12 protein-coding genes are annotated in these 20,186 nt (G+C 50.4%); all 12 read left to right on the top strand.

Annotated features, from left to right (window positions below; translation table 11 throughout):
- Positions 1 to 13: 13 nt before the first annotated feature.
- Positions 14 to 898, top strand: a complete 885-nt coding sequence (locus tag AB4Z33_RS25030; protein ID WP_442052502.1) for a carbohydrate ABC transporter permease — start codon at positions 14 to 16, stop codon at positions 896 to 898.
- Between the two features lie 37 nt (positions 899 to 935).
- On the top strand, positions 936 to 4,049 hold the full coding sequence (locus AB4Z33_RS25025) for a glycosyl hydrolase (RefSeq protein WP_442052501.1): 3,114 nt from the start codon (positions 936 to 938) through the stop codon (positions 4,047 to 4,049).
- Between the two features lie 16 nt (positions 4,050 to 4,065).
- Positions 4,066 to 6,729 (top strand): family 78 glycoside hydrolase catalytic domain, encoded by a 2,664-nt coding sequence (locus tag AB4Z33_RS25020; protein WP_442052500.1) that lies wholly within the window; start codon positions 4,066 to 4,068, stop codon positions 6,727 to 6,729.
- 538 nt (positions 6,730 to 7,267) lie between these two features.
- A complete protein-coding gene (locus AB4Z33_RS25015; RefSeq protein ID WP_442052499.1) occupies positions 7,268 to 8,161 on the top strand; it encodes an ABC transporter permease in 894 nt (297 codons plus the stop codon).
- Positions 8,162 to 8,164: 3 nt separating this feature from the next.
- Positions 8,165 to 9,061 carry a carbohydrate ABC transporter permease gene (locus AB4Z33_RS25010; RefSeq protein ID WP_442052498.1) on the top strand — a complete coding sequence of 299 codons (897 nt, stop codon included), beginning with the start codon at positions 8,165 to 8,167 and terminating at the stop codon, positions 9,059 to 9,061.
- A gap of 75 nt (positions 9,062 to 9,136) precedes the next feature.
- Entirely contained in the window at positions 9,137 to 10,840 is a 1,704-nt protein-coding gene (locus AB4Z33_RS25005) for a hypothetical protein (RefSeq protein WP_442052497.1), read from the top strand.
- Between the two features lie 98 nt (positions 10,841 to 10,938).
- Positions 10,939 to 12,726, top strand: coding sequence for a cache domain-containing sensor histidine kinase (locus tag AB4Z33_RS25000; RefSeq protein WP_442052496.1), 1,788 nt, complete (start codon positions 10,939 to 10,941; stop codon positions 12,724 to 12,726).
- Positions 12,726 to 14,324, top strand: coding sequence for a response regulator transcription factor (locus tag AB4Z33_RS24995; RefSeq protein ID WP_442052495.1), 1,599 nt, complete (start codon positions 12,726 to 12,728; stop codon positions 14,322 to 14,324). The genes AB4Z33_RS25000 and AB4Z33_RS24995 overlap by 1 nt, the downstream gene beginning before the upstream one ends.
- 29 nt (positions 14,325 to 14,353) lie before the next feature.
- The gene (locus AB4Z33_RS24990) at positions 14,354 to 17,170 is read left to right on the top strand and encodes a sugar-binding domain-containing protein (RefSeq protein WP_442052494.1); all 2,817 of its coding nucleotides are present in this window, start codon (positions 14,354 to 14,356) and stop codon (positions 17,168 to 17,170) included.
- Positions 17,171 to 17,838: 668 nt separating this feature from the next.
- Positions 17,839 to 18,834 carry a Gfo/Idh/MocA family protein gene (locus AB4Z33_RS24985; RefSeq protein ID WP_442052493.1) on the top strand — a complete coding sequence of 332 codons (996 nt, stop codon included), beginning with the start codon at positions 17,839 to 17,841 and terminating at the stop codon, positions 18,832 to 18,834.
- A 75-nt stretch (positions 18,835 to 18,909) separates the two neighbouring features.
- Positions 18,910 to 19,161: a hypothetical protein gene (locus tag AB4Z33_RS24980; protein WP_442052492.1), complete on the top strand. Its 252-nt coding sequence runs from the start codon at positions 18,910 to 18,912 to the stop codon at positions 19,159 to 19,161.
- 121 nt (positions 19,162 to 19,282) lie between these two features.
- On the top strand, positions 19,283 to 20,002 hold the full coding sequence (locus tag AB4Z33_RS24975) for a YebC/PmpR family DNA-binding transcriptional regulator (RefSeq protein ID WP_442052491.1): 720 nt from the start codon (positions 19,283 to 19,285) through the stop codon (positions 20,000 to 20,002).
- Positions 20,003 to 20,186: the final 184 nt, after the last annotated feature.

Raw genomic sequence — 20,186 nt, 5'->3', positions numbered from 1 at the left:
GAGGTATCATCTTATGATCGAACGGCGCACGCCTTCCCGGCTGCTATTTCTATATGCCAACTATATTTTTCTTGCCCTATTCTCGTTAACCTGCTTGTTCCCGATTATTCATATGGCGGCGATGTCGCTAAGCAGCAATGCGGCCGTTACGGCAGGGTGGGTCACCGTATGGCCTGTCGGATTTAATCTGGACTCCTACAAATATATTTTCAGCAACCATATTTTTATGAACACGGTAGGCGTATCTTTTCAAAGGCTAATTCTTGGGGTCCTTCTAAGCTTGTCGCTGACTGTTCTTGCCGCTTATCCGCTGTCTAAGTCGAATCTGAAGTTTCGTTCGAGATCCGTATATTCATGGTTTTTCGTCGTGACGATGATCTTCAACGGAGGACTTATTCCGACCTTTATGGTGGTCAAGGAAACAGGATTAATGGATTCAATCTGGGCGCTTGTGATTCCGTCTGCGGTTAATGTCTTTAACATCGTGCTCATGCTTAATTTCTTCCGCACGCAGCCGGCCGAGCTGGAGGAATCGGCGCAAATGGACGGAGCAGGCACATGGAGAACGCTATGGAGCATCTATTTGCCGATATCCAAGCCGTCTTTGGCTACGATTGCGCTGTTCACGATTATTTTTCACTGGAATTCTTGGTTTGATGGCATGATCTATATGAACTCGCCATCCCATTATCCGCTGCAGACTTATTTGCGTACCGTTATCGTGGCCAGGGACTTAACGAATATGAATGCAAACGATCTGTCGCTGATTGCCAATATTTCGAACCGAACCGTTTTGGCGGCTCAGTTGTTCGTATCGATGCTGCCGGTCCTATGCATTTATCCGTTTTTGCAAAAATACTTCGTTAAAGGTCTTGTATTGGGAAGCGTGAAGGGGTAAGTCGTTTATTACGATATAGAAATCAGAGAGGTGTCCAATGGATCGAAATCGAAACCAATTAAAACAATCATTCATGGATCCGGGAATCCCGTTCCGCCCTGTTCCGTTCTGGGCTTGGAATGACGATTTGAAGCAGGAGGAATTGGATCGTCAGATCGACGGCTTCAAGGAGCAAGGCATGGGTGGATTTATGATGCATGTGCGCGAGGGCTTGGAAACTCCCTATTTGGGCGATGAATTCATGGAGCGCATCAAGGGAAGCGTGGCCAAGGCCAAGGAATCCGGCATGAAAGCATGGTTGTACGACGAAGATCGGTATTCCTCCGGCATGGGCGGCGGATTGGTTGCGAGGGCGGGCGGCGATGCGGTACGCGCCAAAGCACTGACGCTCAGTTTGAGCCAATCCATCGAGTCTGGCGATGAGTCGATCGTTGCCGCTTATAAGGCGGTCATCGAGGGAGATCAAATAACAGAGTTGACCCGGCTTATGCCGGGTAAAGGCGGAAAGAGGCTAGATGGAGGTACCGAGACTTACCTTGTGTTTCGGGTTCGAATTGCCGCTAAGAACGATTGGTGTCATGGCGATACCTATACGGATTTAATGAATCCGGAGACGGTTAGGCTGTTTATCGAGAAAAATTATGAACCGTACAAGAAAGCAGTAGGGGAGGAATTCGGCAAAACAGTACCTGGCATATTCACCGACGAACCGACGGTGAAAGGGTTTTCCGAACGGCTTGATGAGCCGGAGCTGACATGGATCGCTTGGAGCGAGGTGCTGGCAAGCGAGTTTGAACGGAGAAGGGGTTATTCGATCTGGGAGCTGCTTCCTTTCTTTTTCTTTGGAGGGGAGGCTTCTGCTCAAATTCGACATGACTACTGGTTAACGGTGGCAGAGACGTTCAGCGAATCGTATACGAAACAAATCGGCGATTGGTGCAGAGAGCAAGGCATACAGCTCACCGGTCATTTTCATTCCGAAGGCAGCCTTGTCGGACAGGTCCAGCATAGCGGTTCCTTGATGCTTCATTATAGGTATATGGATATACCAGGAATCGATACGCTGTGCGAGCAGACGGCCGAGCATTTGACGATAAAGCAAGTTTCCAGCATTGCCAATCAGCTTGGGAAGAAGCGGGTCATTACGGAGACATATGGCGTGACGGGCTGGGATTTGACCTTCGAGAACAGGAGATGGATCGGCGACTGGCAATATGCGCTAGGAGTCAATCTGTTGACGCATCACCTTTCCTGGTATTCGCTCAGAGGGTGCCGCAAGCGCGATTACCCGCCATCCTTCAACTACCATACGAATTGGTGGAAGCATGACCGGAAGATGGAGGATTATTACGCAAGGCTTAGCGCGGTGCTCAGCGAAGGAAAGCTTACCCGTAACGTGCTCGTCATTCATCCCTCCACTTCCATGTGGACGAAGCTGGGACAAAGCGTCAAATCGGCTGCATGGAAAAACAACGCAGGCAACGAGAAGCTGCTCGCGGATTACGACAAGTCGTTCAACGCATTCGTTAACCGTCTAGTCGAGCTGCATGTCGATTACGATCTGGGAGACGAACTGATCCTGAAGGATTTCGCGAGGGCTGATGAAGAACGGCTTATCGTTGGCGAGGCCAGCTATGAATTCGTTATTCTTCCGTCTCTTAACAATCTGATGTCCTCCACGGTTGAGGTGCTGCTCGCTTATATGGACGGAGGCGGCAAAGTATCTGCGTACGGGGCTATGCCATCATTAGTGGATGGCCGATCGGAGAATCTTCATCGCTTGGAGGAGCTGCTTGGGCATAAAGGGTTTATCCGATTACAGGATGCTGAAGAGCTGGAACCGTTACTGAACGGGGCTGCGTCAAGGGCAGTAAGCATTAAGGATGAGGCTGGCGTAGAAGCGAAGCCGTTTCTTCATATGCATCGGGAGATGGACGGCTGTTCAGTTGTATTTATCGTAAACAATGATCGGGAGCATGCACATGAGGTTGAGATTCGACTCTCAGGCGGCCAATCCTTGGAGGAATGGGATGCTTGGACGGGGAATGTTATAAAACGATCCGTTCGCTTGGAAGATGGCGGAGTTACGTTCAAAGAAAAATTTGAACCGGCGCAGTCCAAGCTTTACGTTGTTGGGAATGATCCTTCTGGGCGGTTGGAGCAAATAGCTGAACCTGAAAGCGTGCTTGCTTGCTCAGGCCAAGATCAGGCAACGGAGCTGATTCCTGTTTCCTGTAAGCGGTCCGCGCCTAACGCGCTTATTCTCGATCAATGCCAATTTCGAATGGGGGAAGAGCAGTGGTCGGAACCCATGGAGGTATGGAGAGCCCAGCGGATCATTCGCGAGCGGCTTGGCATGCGCCAAGTTTTGCATTCCGGCAATCTGCAGCGGTATTTCTGGATTCATGAGGAACATCCCGGTAACGAGACACCATTCGAGCTGCGATTTACGTTTACTGCAGCCCAAGTACCTTCAACCGATACGTACTTTGTATTCGAGGATGCGAACCGCTTCGATTATGAGCTTAATGGTAAGCGTGTTGAGGCAGAACCAGAAGGCTACTATTTGGATATGAGCATGAAGAAGGTGAAGCTGCCGACTTTGCGGGAGGGTGTGAACACGCTTGATGTTCTTATCGCTTATTGCAACGACATGGAGCTGGAGAACGGTTATATTATAGGAGACTTTGCAATTGATTCGTATCGCAGAATTGTGGACGAACCTAGCAATCTGAGTTACGGAGACTGGCGTAGTCAAGGTTATCCTTACTATTGCGGCAGTATGAATTATTGTTTCGAGATTGAGAAGGAAACGAACGAAGGCAACGGATACAGTCTGGTGTTTGGCCGTTATGAAGCTGTGCTGATGGACGTGAAAGTGAATGGGGCGGCGTGCAAGACGATTCCGTGGCGAAGCGAAGCCTATGTGGATTTGGATCCGTTTTTAGTGAAACATGGAGAAAATCGAATCGTTATCGAGGTCGTAGGCAGCCCGCGCAATTTGTTTGGTCCGCTCCATCAATTGGATACTAATCCCAAATGGATGGATTGGTGGTCATTCCACCCCGAGGACAACGATTATACGACCGAATACAGAGGTACTCCATACGGGTTAATAGATCCGGTTAGATTGCTGCGTTCCAGCAAATAGAACGAGGTGATACGAAATGATGAGACCGGTACATTTAAAGATCAATAACTATTACTCTCCCTTGGGGATTGATACGGTTAGCCCTCTATTTGGCTGGCAGTTGGAAAGCGAGCAGCAGAATCAGATTCAGACTCACTATCGAATCATACTCGCTAAACGAGAAGAGTCGGTCATTAGTTGCGAACAACTGCTTTGGGACAGCGGCAAGGTAAGCTCTTCCGAGCAATTCGGCATTGTCTATCAAGGGCAACCGCTTCAAAGCGTTACTGCCTACTATTGGAGAGTCGCTGTATGGAATCAGCATGGCGTATTGGCATGGAGCGAAGTGCAAACGCTGTTTACCGGCTATCTGAACGCTGAAACCTGGAAGGCCGAGTGGATCGGAAGCGGCGGATCCCAACCCTTTTACGCCAGAACGGAATTCGCCTCGGAGGGGCGAGTCAAGCGCGCTTATGCGCTCGTGTCGGGACTTGGCCACTTCAAGCTGTACATGAACGGCGAGAAAGTCGGGCCTAATGAGATGGATCCAGGCTGGACTAATTATACAAAGTCCGTACAATATGTTTGCTTTGATGTGACGGACAGGATTCGCGAAGGCAGTAACGTAATCGGGTTTTCGGTCGGCAACGGATTTTATGCGGGAGATGCGGGAGATCGGCATTTCTATACGATAGGAAAAGGGTACGAGCCCTACGGCGCCGAGCTGCTTGCTATTGGAGAATGGCATATTGAATATGAGGACGGCTCCGTTCTATATGTAAGGACGGAGGGCGAGAACTGGAAAGTTCGCGAGAGCGCGACGACGCTAGCGAACGTGTACGGCTCCGAAAATTTTGACGCGAGGCTATATCCGAATGGATGGTACGGATTTGATTTCGACGATTCGGGTTGGGAGACTGCCAAGGTGTTGGCTTCTCCTGCCGGTAATCTCGTGAGCCAGAACCAGCCGCCGATTACGGTGAGAACGGTCTACGATACGATCGGAATCGAAGAGCCGCTCGAGCAAGTGTATATTTACGACTTGGGCCAAAATATGTCTGGCATGTTCGAAATTTATGTCAGCGGCCCTGCCGGCTCTAAAGTCACTATAAAGCCTGGTGAACTACGGAACGAGGACGGTACGGTAGCTACCCCGTGGGACATTGTTACCTATTCCGAGTACACGCTAGCCGGTACAGGGGAGATCGAAGCATGGAAGCCCGACTTCTCCTGTTACGGTGCGAGATGGGTGCAGATCGAAGGCTGCACCCGTGATGGTTCAGACAAGTTTAAGCCGATCATTCATGATGTCAAGGGACATTTCGTAACATCGGCATCAGAGGATGTGGGTCGACTGGAGACAGATGATCCTCGCATAACGAAGCTTGCCCAGATTATTATCAAAGCGATCGAGAGCAATCTGCAAAGCGTGCATTCCGATTGCCCTACGATCGAGAAGCTGGGTTGGATTGAAACGGCAAGTCTGATGGGCCCATCGATTATGTACGTGAAGAGCGTCGAAGAGCTCTGGCTGAAAATTACGCGAGATATGATGGAAGCCCAGACGGAGGAAGGCTTAATTCCTGATATAGCACCGGAATATTCGAGATTTAGCGATGGTTTCCGTGATTCGATAGCATGGGGAAGCGCGATTATTCTCGTTCCCGAGCTACTCTTGCGGACCTATGGTAACCGAACCGCTATGGAAGAAGCATATCCTGCCATGAAAGCCTATTTGAAATACTTGAAGTCGAAGGAAGTGGACGGAGGACTTATTAACCATGGACTCGGAGACTGGGGCATTGCGCCGCAGACCGGAGGAGACTACGTCGAGAACGTAGAGACTGCTTTCTATTATGAGAGCTACAGGTTAACGTCCAAGTTCGCGTCCTTGCTCGGGCTAGTCAGCGATGTGGAGCATTACGCGGCGGAAGCCGAACGGGTGAAGCGATGCTATAATGCGAAACTATTGCGCCGGATCGCGAGCGAAGGTGAAGGGCATTATGCCTATTGTAAGCTGAACGGAGAATTCGATCCGTTGAATCAGGTCGTTCAGGCCATTCCGCTTTACTTTGGACTCGTGGATGAAGAGCATCGTTCCGATATTGAATCGGCTCTATTGCATGCGGCGTCAGGGCGGCAGCTGCGATCGGGAGAGATAGGGCTTCGTTATTTGTTCGGCGCGCTTGCTGGCATGAAACGAAACGATATTGTATTCGATATGATGATGCAGCCCGAGCATCCGAGCTATATTCGGTTCGTCGAACGAGGCGAAACGGCGCTGCCTGAATTTTGGACGGATGATTCCCGTTCCCGAAACCACGATATGATGGGACATATTTTGGAGTGGCTGTATAAGGAACTGCTAGGTATATCGTCAATACGGGATGCTTACAAGGAAATCCTCATTGCACCAGGTTGCTCGGGCTTAATCCAACGTGTAACAGGCAGCCATCGCTCTGTTAGAGGCGAGATTCATGTCGATTTCATGTCCGAGGCGAGTGGCTTGCGGTTAGCAGTCAGCTTGCCTCCGAATACAAGCGGAACGATTAAACTTCCTATTGCGTCGGAAGAAACGGTAATCATGGAGAGGGACACTTTGATCAACTTTGAAATTGTTCAAGAGCATGGGCGTCTATTTGCAATTAGTCGCGTAGGTTCAGGAAGTTACCAATTTGAAGTGCGACAAAAAGCAGTTTAACCAAAGAACCGTAGATTTCATGCCTAATGTTGAATGGCTGCGAATGCGATTATACTCGAGTGTTCAATATATCCATTAATCGCAGCCTAAGCTTGTTTCCGAGTCCGAAGTTTGATTTGGTAAACAAGCTCCCGTTTCAGGGAGTAGAGGTCCATAAGGCTGGCCCAATACACCCAATCCTCTTGTTCTAGTTGCTCAATCGTCTTCCGTCGAAACTCTTCGCTATAACGCTTGCGTTTCTCTTCCATTGCATTCACCTCAACCTATTATTATCAATAGCATTGCAGGTCTCCATTAAGGCGTGTCTACTAATTAGTTTAATCGCATGCGGGCGGATATGCGTCACAGAGGCTGATTAGCCTGTATGTTTTCCACTCAAAAGAACTTTTGGCGCAGTAAAGACCGTTTTGATTGTACGAAATCCGTCTAAATAGTCGTCAAACGTCCAATCATTACGATGAAAATCCAATCACCGTTATATGGTTCAACTCCCCGTAAGCACTTACAATTAAGAGCAGAAGGGGGGAACTTAGACATCATGTTAGCAAGATTATACAAATACCGGTGGCAATATGTAATGATATTTCCTGCCGTGTTGCTTCTGTTTCTGTTCAATTATGTACCGATGGCGGGGATTCAAATCGCATTCCGCGATTTTCAGATCGGCTCCTCCATTTGGGAGAGCGCATGGGTAGGCTTGGACAATTTCGCATTTCTGCAAGAACCGCAGTTTTGGGTCGTTGTCAAAAATACGCTGTTCATCTCGGTGTTGAAATTCATATTCGGGTTTCCGGCTCCGATCATCCTTGCCTTAATGATCAATGAATTAATGCATAACGGCTTCAAGAGGTTCGTTCAGTCCGTTAGCTATTTGCCCCATTTCTTCTCATGGATTGTCGTTGCTTATATTCTGCAGTCGTTTCTGACGCTGGACGGGGGATTAGCTAACGATCTGATTGCGAGGATGGGCGGAGAACCTATCTTCTTCCTCGGATCGGAGCAATGGTTCCGACCTATGATTATCTCCAGTGGATTGTGGAAAGAGGTAGGCTGGAATACGATCCTGTATCTTGCGGCTATATCGGCAATCGATCCGCAGCTGTACGAAGCGGCTAAGGTCGAAGGAGCAGGGAAGTGGTCGCAAATCAAGCATGTCACCATTCCGGGCATTATGCCAACCGTATCGATCGTCCTTATCTTGAGCATTCCGAGCTTGATCGCCGTTGGCATGGATCAGATTTATCCGCTCATGAACCCGGCGAATATGCAGGTGGCGGATGTGCTGGATACGTATGTGCTGCGAACCGGCCTTCAGCAAGGGTATTTCGGGATGGCTACCGCAATTGGCCTGCTATCGTCCGTTATTAGCCTTATCCTAGTCGTACTCACGAATCAGCTATCCAGAAAATTGAACGGTGAGGGGTTATGGTAAGTAATGAAACGTACAACGGGTGAAAAAATATCGCAAGGCATCGTTATCGCTCTCATGCTCCTGTTATGCTTATCCGTGCTTTATCCGTTCGCTTATATGCTGGCGATATCGCTGAATGAGGGGACGGATGCGGCGAAGGGCGGAGTTTACTTATGGCCGAGAGCGTTTACGCTGATCAACTATGAAATCGTGCTTGGAAATGAAGTGATCCAGCATGCTTATCTCATTACGATTGCTCGTACAGTTGCAGGCACAATCGCCGGGCTTCTCGTTACGCTCATGGTCGCATTCGGTTTATCGTATCACCAGGTTCCGTTCCGGAAATCGATTCTGAGCTACATTTTGCTCACGATGCTATTCAGCGGCGGTCTTGTTCCGCTCTACATTCAATTGTATAACCTAGGGCTGATCAACAACTTCATGGTCTACATCATCCCGGGCATGTTCTCGGCTTGGAATATGTTCGTCATGCTGAAATTCATTCAAGGCATTCCCGAGGCGCTCATCGAATCGGCGGAGTTGGACGGCGCAGGGCCGTTCCGTATCTTGTTCCAAATCATTGTGCCGCTGTCGAAGCCGATGCTCGCGGCAATCGGATTGTTCACCGCCGTCGGGCATTGGAATGATTGGTTCGCCGGCGCGTTCTTCGTGACCGAACAAGATCTGATTCCGGTACAGACGTTCTTGCAGCAGCTGCTGCAGGCCCAGGATATGTCGGCCATCTTAGGATCGAACTCGAATCAAGAAGCTTTAGCCAGAGGTTCGCAAATGCAGAACGTGACGCTCATGTCGGTGAAGATGGCTACCGTAATGGTAAGCGCGATTCCGATTCTGTGCGTATATCCGTTCCTTCAGAAATATTTCGTGAAGGGCGTATTGATCGGCTCCGTCAAAGGGTAACAGCAAGCTGCTAATGGGTATAATGACTAACCATATACCAGTAATATCGATATTGAAAAGGGGAGAAAAACGAACATGTTGAAGGGCAAATGGGTACAGAAAAACAGCCTTCTTGCGATTGCGGCGGTTTTATTGGTTTCGGTTATTGCGGGCTGCTCCGGTTCGAATAATGCGAACAAGGAACTAAGCGGCGCAAACACGGAACAAAGCGGCGGCGGAAGCGCGACGGGTCCGCAAAAGTTCAATCTTTGGCTGGGCTGGTCGACGACGATCAACAATGACAGCCTCGTGCAAAAATACTGGAAGGAAGAAGAGCCGGGCGTAGAAGTGGAGCTTGAGGCGACGCAGGGGGACGCGGTAACCGCGCTTAACCTGAAGCTGAACACGGGCGGCTTCAAAGACGCAGCCATATTCGGCCGCAGCGATATCGTCAAAGCGGCGATGATTCGCTCGAATAAAGTGCTTTCGGTCGAGCAATATTTCGATATGCCTGACAAATATCCGAACCTCGCGGCGATTCCGAAAGTATATTTGGATCAAATGAAGGATGCCGAAGGCCATATCTGGTCGATTCCGACCTGGTTCGATCAGAATCCCGACAATCCTTGGCCGGGCTGGGCTTCGCAATCATGGACCGTTCGCACGGATGTGCTGGAGAAAGCGGGAATGACCGTAGCTGATTTGGCTACTATTGAAGGAGTAGAAGCGTTCCTGGCCAAAGCGTCCGAGCAAAAGGACGAGTCGGGCAAGTCTCTTCTGCCGCTTAGCTTCCTGATGGATCCTAACGATACGGCCGGATGGAACGACGAGAATGCGGTACTGAGCACATTCGGCGTCACGACGAGCGGCGGCATTATTCCGGTAGAGAAGAAAGGCGACCAATTCGTCCTTATGTATGACGATCCGCAGTATAAAGCGGCTTATCAGTGGATGAACAAAATGTACCGTTCCAATCTGATCGATCCGGAAGTCGTAACCGACAAGAAGGAACGTTATAAAGAGAAAAACAAAGCCGGACGCGTAGCGATGAATGTGGGTACCTTCTTTAACATAGACCCTGATATATGGGAGACGCTCGATGGGCCGACGGAGCCGGGCTGGTTCTATCAAGTCGTTCCATTCCCGAAAGTAGCCGGCGTCGAGAAGCTTGGTGCGAATACGGTCATCAATCCGTATCCAGGCTATGATGTCTACATTAGCAAAGACAGCAAAAACATTGATGCGATTCTTAAGTTCCTTGAGTATTCGCTGCAGCCGAAGGCCGAGCAGCAAAACGTTATTAATGAAGGGCCGGTAGGCAAGTTCTGGAACTGGGTCGACCAACCGCTTGGTCTGTGGGAATATATCGATGCCGAATATGAGAAGGCGCGCAATTCCGGCGAGCCTGCTCAGAAGGCAAAAGTCACGCCTGAGCTGTATATGCTTTCTTCCTACAATAACGACTGGTATCCATGGTGGAACTATGGTTCAAGCGACAAGGCCGGCAGCAAAAAAACGGCAGAGTTCACAGCGGCGGTAGGACAGATGGGCGCCGTTCGCAGCATTCAAACGCATGACCTTGTTAAGGCGAAGGAAGGCGGACTGATCGAGAAGTATTTGCCTGAGCTCGAAAATATCCGCAAGGAATACAGAGCCAAATTCATTATGGCGACCAGCGACGAGCAATTCGAGTCGACTTGGAACGCTTTCCGCGATGCCCTCGAGAAACGCGGCCACTGGTCGGAAGTGAAGCAGGAATGGCAGGAGCAATATGACATCTTAGCTAAAGAGCAAGGCTAGTTATAGTCACGGAAGGAGCAGTTCCCTCGGGAGCTTGCTCCCTTTTCCATTGTTGCGATCGCTATTTTGCCATTAAACTATGGAGAGGGGGAATTCCAATGACATTGCGCCGCAGCCTGGAAAGAATCGTTATCCGAATCACGAGCAAGATGAATCTTCGCGGAAAAATATTTTTTCTCTACGGAGCTATTATATTCGTCCCTACAATATTGCTGGGGATTGTCGCGGGTTATTTAGCACTGCAAAGCTTTAGAGATAATTATATGGTTACCATTAAAGAGGCGATGCGCCAAACGGTTCAAAATATCGAGGTTCGCAAGCAAAGCTACGACGTGCTTGCCACGCGTACGGGAACGGACGGGGAGCTTGTAGCGCGCTTAAGCCGCGATTATTCGAATATGTTCGAGCAGCTCAATACGGTTGAGTACGTCGATCGCTCCTTCGTCTTTACGAGTCAATATTTGCCGGGAATCGATGACTTCCGAATCTATCATACGAACACGATGTTAGTCCAGGACGGACGTCTGCTGTGGAAACCGGAGGGGCGCATTTTGCGGCCGGGCTTTACCGAAACCGATTGGTTCGCGAGCGCTAGCGGGGATCCAAACGTTTTAACCTGGAGCAACGTCAACAAAGACAAACTCGTCATTTCGCATAAAATTATGAGTCCGTCCGGCAATTTGCTCGGTCTCATCTATATGCTGCTAGATTACAAAACGGTATTCGGCAAGCTGTTCGACCGGCCGTTCAGCGGTTCGGGCGAGCTGTCGATTATCGACGACAACAGCACGATCATCGTCTCCTCCGATCCCCGGAAGATTGGCTTAAAGCTTCAAGCGACATCGCTGAATGATCACTGGGAGGAAGCGAGCCTCTCCGAGGGCTTGATGGTCGACGGCAATTTGCTTATGGTCAGACCAATCGATTCGAACTGGCAGGTGGCCGCGCTGATTCAGATGGATGAGCTTGAGAGCCAATCGAAGACGATCCTATACGGCATTATTGCCGCTATACTCATTTTTTTGTTATGCTCCACCTTCTTAATAATGACCGTATTGAAAAATGTCGTTTGGCGCATCCGCAAGCTTGGTACCCGCATGTATGATGTCAGCCAAGGCCAATTCGACGTCAGCATTCGGAATACGGAGAAGGACGAGCTTGGCGAGCTTGAGGTATTATTCAACTCGATGTCCGGACGTCTAGGCGGGCTGGTAGAAGACATTACGCAAGCGAAGCTCAAGGAGCGGGAGCAATCATTCAAGGCGTTGCAGGCCCAGATCAATCCGCATTTTATATACAATTCGTTAAGCCTGCTGAGATGGCGGGCGATGGATTTGCAGGACGATACGCAGCTGCGCACGATCGACGCACTGACTGCCTTTTACCGGCTGGCGCTGGACAATAAAATCAATGTGACGCAAATAAAAGGCGAGCTTGACCATGTGAGAGCTTATTTGGAAATCCAAGAGATGCGTTATCCGGGCAGGGTAACGATCGAATGGAATATCGATCAGGAGCTGCTCGACCTGTATACGATCAAGCTGTTGTTGCAGCCTATCGTGGAGAACTGTTATTTGCACGGCAACGTTACGGGGAAGAAAGGCGCCGTCATCCGCATCTCGGCACTGCTAGAGCAGGATAACGTCCGATTCGAGGTGTTCGACAACGGCAGAGGCATCCCGGGCGATATGCTGGAACAAATCCGGTTAGGGAAGCAGGCGGGGAACGGCAACGGCTTCGGCACGGCCAACATTCGAGAGCGGCTACAGCTTTATTTTGAGAATAAGCATGAATTTACGATAGACAGCAAAGAGAACGAGTGGACGGCGGTAACGATTATTATACCTGCATGCGCCAATAGGCCGCAGATCAGGAAGGTGATGTGATGTTGTTAAAAGCGTTGATTGTCGATGACGAGCCTACCCATATTCAAGGACTGGTTCGTTATATTAAGTGGAATGAGCTTGGCTTCGATATTCCCTTTACCGCAGAGTCCGGTCACGAAGCGCTCGAAATAATGCGGAATGCTCCTGTGGATGTGCTCATATCGGATGTTTCCATGCCTGTTATGACGGGGATCRAGCTTGTCGCGAAGGCCAAAGCCATCCATCCGCAGCTTCAAGTGCTAATGATCAGCGGGTATAACGAATTCGAATTCGTGCAGGAAGCGATGAACGTCGGGGCGCAAGCCTATGTTCTTAAACCGATTAAGGTGGAAGAGGTCGAGAGCAAGCTAGGCGGGTTTCGGAAGACGTTGACGAAGCTGCTGCAAATCGAGGAACAGGCGCAGGAGCTGCAAGAGAAAGTATCCGGCAGCCTGGACATCGTCAGAGAACGGTTCGTGGCGGATGTAATCGTGGAGGCAGGCATCGATCTTGACATGCTGCATTCATGGGGGCGGTTGCTGGAGCTTCCCGCAAGTCAGCAAGAAATCGGGTTAATCGTCTTCGGTTATGATCAGTTCCACTCTTCGGGACAGGACGCGAGAGAGCGGGTCGTGATCGGCACCGGATTTTTGAAAGCGGTTCATGTCGGGCTTTCCGATTACCAGCATGTATATGTTGCGAAGACCGGCACGGATGAGATTGTCGCGATGCATATTAATTTGACTCCCATCGAACGGGCATCGATAGAGAAACAGCTTCTGTTCATCCAAAACGTCATGCAGGAGCAATACGGCTCAACGGTCACGATCGGCACGAGCAGAGTGTGCACGACATGGGAAGAGGTGCCGTCGCTTTACAAGGAAGTGAAATTCATGATGGCGAGATCCCGCTTGATGGAAGGCGGACAAATTTTGCATTATGACCGTTTGGACGAATCCGATTTTCAACAATTCAGGCTGCGTGAAGAGATGATCCCCGAAATTATCGGGCTTACGGAAACGGCCGCGGATGCGAGCAAGGTGGTCGACTACGTGAACAATGTGTTCGATATGCTGCTTTCTCAGCCTTCGATGATGTTTACGTATATGCAGGCATTCGGCATGGCGCTTCTCAGCGAGCTTGCCCGCAAGCAGAAGTGGAACAAAGAGCTGGGCGGGGAAATGAATTTGGAGATGTGGCAGAAGCTGATCGATTGCAGGAGCGAGGTGCAGATCCGAGAAGTCGTGCTTGATTACGTGCAGCGCTATATGGTGATCGAAACGAAGGGCGAAGCGAACCAAAGACATAACCTGATCGGCAAGGTGACGGAGTATTTGGAGGCGCATTTCCAAGATCATATTACGGTGAAGCAGCTCGCCGAGCTCCATCATTTGAATGCGAGCTACTTAAGCGTTCTGTTCAAAAAAGAGATGGGCAAGACGATATCCGACTTTCTGCAGGAAACACGCATGAACAAAGCGAAGGAGTTGCTTCGCGATCCAAACATTAAGATCTACGAGGTATCGGAGCAGGTCGGATTTCAGACGTCGGCGTATTTCGCTTATTTGTTCAAGAAGACAACGGGCTATACGCCGCAGGAATATAGGGATTACCATTGAGATAGACTAGGGCTGGAGGCAGGATTCATATGATCATAGAATCATTGGCAGGTACGTGGAGATTTTGCTTAGATGACTCGAAACAGGGCATTGAGCGTCAATATTTTAATGAGAAGCTGCAGGATGACATTCAGTTGCCGGGGACGACCTCGGAGAATAAGAAAGGCGAATACAACAACGCCAAGGAAATTGCTCATCTTACGGAAGTGTATCCTTTAATCGGGTATGCCTGGTATCAACGCGATATCGTAATTAAGGATGAATGGGCGGGCAAGCCGATTCGTCTGTATATGGAGCGAACGAGAGTCTCTCAGGTATGGATCGGGGAGCAATGCCATGGTACGCAGAACAGCGTAAGTGCGCCGCATATCTATGAATTTAGTGCTATGAAGCCCGGAACGTATACATTAACGGTGCTTGTCGACAATAGCGGCTTGCCGATTAAGGGCGGGCATATGACGTCGCCTGATACGCAGACGAACTGGAACGGGCTGCTGGGCAGGCTCGAGATTCAGGCGATGGAACAGATTCGTCTGGACAATATCCAAGCGTTCCCGGATGTAGCGAATAGGTCCGTTCGACTGAAGTTTGATGTGCATAACGATACTGGCTTTGCGGCAGATGCCCATATTTCGATTGCGCTGTCGGACATGATAGGCGAACGAGCAAGCTGCGATAGACCAAAGGAAAAGACAACTTTGCTTCAAGCGGTTCCTGGAAAGCAGACGATGGAAGTAAGTTATGACCTTGGAAAAGAGATAGCGTTATGGAATGAATTCAATCCAGTCCTATATCGTTTGAACATCGTTCTTGAGGCTGCTGTAATAGGGGAATCTTACCGTGATGAGCAAAGTGTAACCTTCGGTATGCGTCAATTCGCAACGGAAGGAACACAGTTTACGAATAACGGCAGCAAAGTCTTTTTGCGCGGCAAGCATGATGCGCTTGCTTTCCCATTGACGGGTTACGCGCCGATGACCGTCGAAGAGTGGGTGCGGGTGCTGTCTATCGCCAAATCCTACGGTATCAATCATTATCGATTCCATACATGCTGCCCGCCGGAAGCGGGTTTTATGGCTGCCGATATGCTCGGCGTCTACTTCGAGCCGGAGCTCCCGTATTGGGGGGCGTTTCAAGAACCGGGGGACGAGGATTACGACGAAGCGAGAGCGGAATATTTGCGGAGTGAAGGCTTGCGTATTCTAGATGCTTACGGCAACCATCCTTCCTTTGCCTTATTCACGCTTGGCAACGAACTGCATGGAAGCCGCCCGGCGATGTCGGCGCTCCTGAAGGAATATCGGGAGCATGACAACAGACGCTTGTACGCCGAGGGAGCGAACAACTATTTCTGGGCGCCATCGTTTTCGGAGGAATCGGATTTCTGGGTGACGATGCGAACGGGGGTTGGCGGCTCGATCGTACGGGCTTCATTCTCTCACGCGGATCTGCCGCTTGGCCATGTGCAAGCAAGCTACCCTTCAACGGTCGTGGACTATAGAGACAATTTGCCGGACGCTCCGATTCCAATCGTCGGTCATGAGATCGGTCAATTTCAATCGTTTCCGAATTTTGACGAGATCGACAAATATACAGGCGTCTTAGAGGCGCGCAATTTTGAAGTATTCCGCGAACGGCTGCAGCATGCCGGCATGTTAAGTCAAGCCGATGATTTCTTTAAGGCATCGGGGCAGCTTGCGGTTATATGCTATCGCGAAGAAATCGAAGCCGCTTTACGCACGCCGGGCTTCGGAGGATTTCAGCTGCTCGATCTGCAAGACTTTCCCGGCCAAGGAACGGCATTAGTCGGCGTACTCGATGCGTTCATGGAATCCAAAGGGTTCATCGAGCCGGAGCGTTGGCGCGAGTTCTGCTCGGACATCGTATTGCTTGCGAGATTCCCGCGATATACTTATACCGTAGGCGAACATTTCGAAGCGCAACTGGAAATGGCGAATTACGGCGGCATCGCGCTTGAGGACGTTCAGCTGGTGTGGTCGCTTAAGCAAGGCGAGCGGTTCATCGGAAATGGAGTGACTGCGGCGAAGGATGTCGGCCAAGGCGTTTTGGAGTTTATGGGAACGATTCGAATAGATCTGTCTCACGCGGAGATAGAGGCGCCGGGCAAGTTGGAGCTGGAGCTGAGATGGAAGGGCAGCGAGGTCACGAATCATTATCCGATTTGGGTCTATCCTGCGGACGTTGATACGAATCCGGCCGATTCCGTTCATATCCGGAGGTCGCTTGACGAAGCGACATGTGATTTGCTTGCGGGCGGCGGAAGGGTGCTGCTTATACCTGATCAGGAGCAGCTCACCTCGCACATTCAAGGATTTTTTGCATCGGACTTCTGGTGTTATCCGATGTTTCGCTCCATTTGCGAAGGGAATAATGCGGCGCCTGCACCGGGAACGCTCGGCCTGTTATGCGACGAGGAGCATCCTGCGTTCAAAGCGTTTCCGACCGAGTTCCATAGCAATTGGCAATGGTGGCCGATTGTCATGAACTCGCATTCGCTCATCTTAGACGAATGGCCGGATACATTCCGTCCAGTCGTACAGGTCATCGACAATTTCGAGCGCAATCATAAGCTGGGCCTAATTGTCGAAGCTAGGGTTGGCAAAGGAAGCTTGCTCGTATGCGCAAGCGATCTGATCGGGCAGCAAGATAAGCCGGAAGCGCGCCAACTGCTGCATAGCTTGCTGGAATATGCGGCCGCGGACTTCAAGCCGTCCGAGGAGTTAAGCTTCGAGCAGCTGCGCGCGGTCTTGGACCCGAATGCGGCGGTTGAAAGGCAGTCGCATCGCGGAGAAGCTGTCCTTAATCCTTCTTACCCGAACGAATAACAATAGCCGCCCTGTCTTCTAGGCACAGGGCGGCTTATAGGTCATTGGACTTCATCCAACGAAAGGGAGCGATTGGCTCCGAATCTTCGGTTTGATTGGAATTTGTACAGGCTAAAGTGGGTGTTCGAGCGGAAAGTAGACATATCGGCGGATTAGGATGTGCGTTTTGCCTATATTTCATACAGTCTAATCGGCTCTTTCACCGATAAAGTGACACTTGATTGGAAAACATACAGTCAAATCCGGCATTCTTGCCCTCAGCGGCCCGCCAACGCCTATTTGACTGTATCAAATCCAATCAAACTCTGAAATCAGCTCGTTCCTTGCCTTTTGATTGGATGAAATCCAATTAAAAGGCAAGTACAACTCTGATAGAGCCAAATGAGTGACAACATGGTGACGAGATCTTTTAAAGGATCGTAGTTATGTATAAGATTTCGGTATAACAAGTAAATCGACAGTCTCCGTTTTCCGCTCAAAAGTCTAGTTGTCGCGCAGAGGAGTATTTTGAATGGACAAAATCTACTCTCGCGACCGACACAACCGATAGTGCAAACCCAGCCGTCGCAGGTCTGGGGAGGGAACGTTGAAGCACGAGCTTTCGATTATGAAGAAATAACTTTATAATAAGGTTAGCTATTATTATTCATTAAGGGGTGGACGAGAACGTGACAGTAAAGACGATTAATTGGGGTATCGCAGGTCCTGGCGGGATTGCTTCAAAATTCGCTACTGACTTGGCTCATGCTGAAGGCGCCAAGCTAGTAGCCGTTGGGGGAAGAAACCTAGTGAAGGCAGAAAGCTTCGCTAGTAAATTCAATATTCCTCGCGCCTACGGCAGCTTGGAAGAGCTTGCCGCTGACGAGGAAGTAGATATTGTTTATATCGGGACGCTGCATCCTGCACATAAAGAGAACGCGCTTATGCTGCTGCGTGCAGGCAAAGCGGTTTTATGCGAGAAGCCGTTCACGATGAATGCGGCRGAAGCGGAGGAAATGATTCAATTGGCGCGCCAAAGCGGCGTGTTCTTGATGGAAGCGATGTGGACCCGTTACTTGCCGCCGATTCGCAAGGTAAGAGAGTGGCTGGCAGAGGGTCACATTGGCGAAGTGCGCATGGTTAAGGCCGACTTCGGCTTCAATATCGGTTGGGCGCCGGAAAGCCGCCTGCTTGATCCGAAGCTTGGCGGCGGAGCGCTTCTGGATGCAGGCATCTACCCGATATCCTTCGCTTCAATGGTATTTGGCGAGCAGCCTACGAACATTATGAGCAGCGCTCGGATTGGACAGACTGGCGTGGACGAGCAGTTCTCCCTCTTGTTCGAATACGAGGGCGGCAGGACAGCAGCGCTGAACGGCGCGGTTCAGCTTGGTATGGTGAGCGACGCTTATATTTACGGTACGAAAGGTTACATTCATGCGCCGAACTTCTTGTTCGGAAAGTCGGCTACGCTGCATGTATCCGGCTCGGAACCGGTTCGGTTCGAGGACGGCCGCGAACAGAGCGGCTATAACTTCGAGGCCGAGGAAGCGATGAATTGCTTGCGCGAAGGCAAGCTGGAGAGCGCAACGATGCCGCTGGACGAGACGCTTGCGATTATGCAGACATTGGATACGATCCGTTCGCAATGGGGCTTGCGCTACCCGGCGGACGAGCAAGTCTAATAGGCACAGCTGAATTTATAATCGAGTCGCCGGGTACGTGACCGGTGGCTCGATTTTTTTGGGAGGGCAAGACAGATGGCATTGGAAGCAGAGAAAGCGGCGGTTGTCGCGGTAACGGGCGTGCCGGCCGAGATGCTGGAGCAGTCCGAAGGTTATGATGGAAGCATTGTGTTCGTATCCGGTCTAACGGGCAAAAGATACTCCGTAGCATCGGTAAGCGAGGTTGCGGCTTGGACGGACGAAGAGAAGCAGGATATGCAAATGTTCGGCGAGCATGAAGGATTATGTGTCTATGAGCTTAAGGCGTGGTGGGGCAGTTTACTCTAATAATCGACAATCCCTCTGCGGCGGGGTTGCATTCCCCTGCGGATAACCTATAAAATATTAGTAATCACGTACAAGCATCATTCACGTACTTAATTTATGAGCGAAAGAGAGCGGGAACAGTATGGGACGTAAGTGGAATAATATTAAAGAGAAAAAAGCTTCGAAGGACGGGCAAACAAGCCGTATCTACGCTAGGTTCGGACGCGAGATCTATGTAGCGGCGAAATCCGGCGAGCCGGATCCGGAATCGAACCGCGCGCTGAAGGTTGTGCTTGAGCGTGCAAAGACGTACAACGTGCCGAAAGCGATCATTGACCGTGCGGTTGAGAAAGCAAAAGGCGGTGCGGAAGAGAATTACGACGAGCTTCGTTATGAAGGCTTCGGGCCTAACGGCGCGATGGTCATCGTCGATGCGCTTACGAATAACGTGAACCGTACCGCGTCCGAGGTGCGCGCTGCCTTTACGAAGAACGGCGGCAGTCTGGGCGTAAGCGGCTCCGTTGCCTATATGTTCGATGCAACAGCGGTTATCGGTCTTAGCGGCAAAAGCGCCGACGAAGTATTTGAGATTTTGGTGGAAGCGGAAGTAGACGTTCGCGACGTCATGGAGGAAGAAGACACGGTTATCGTCTATGCCGATCCCGAGCAATTCCATGCCGTACAGGAAGCGCTTAAGAACGCCGGCGTAACCGAATTCTCGATTGCCGAGCTGACGATGCTTGCTCAGAACGATCTGACGCTGCCTGCAGACGCGCAAGCGCAGTTCGAGAAAATGCTTGATGTCATCGAGAATCTCGAAGACGTGCAGCAAGTGTACCACAACGTCGAGCTGGAAGAGTAGAGCGTAGAAGCTAGAAGAAGAGACGGGGCTGCGGCCCAATGTCATTAAGTTAAGCTCAAAGTCAAGACCGGGAGTGAAAATGGAATCCGAAACGGCATGGGGAAAAAGCCCTGTGCCGTTTGTTTTTTGGTGCAAGCAGGAAAAAGCGTACAGCAAACTAAGCGGATGGAATATCCGCTTAAAA

Source organism: Paenibacillus sp. 2TAB19, assembly GCF_052115185.1.
Classification (GTDB): Bacteria; Bacillota; Bacilli; order Paenibacillales; family Paenibacillaceae; genus Pristimantibacillus.
Note: the sequence above shows the minus strand (reverse complement) of the source record. Positions and strands in the feature narration are given on the sequence as shown.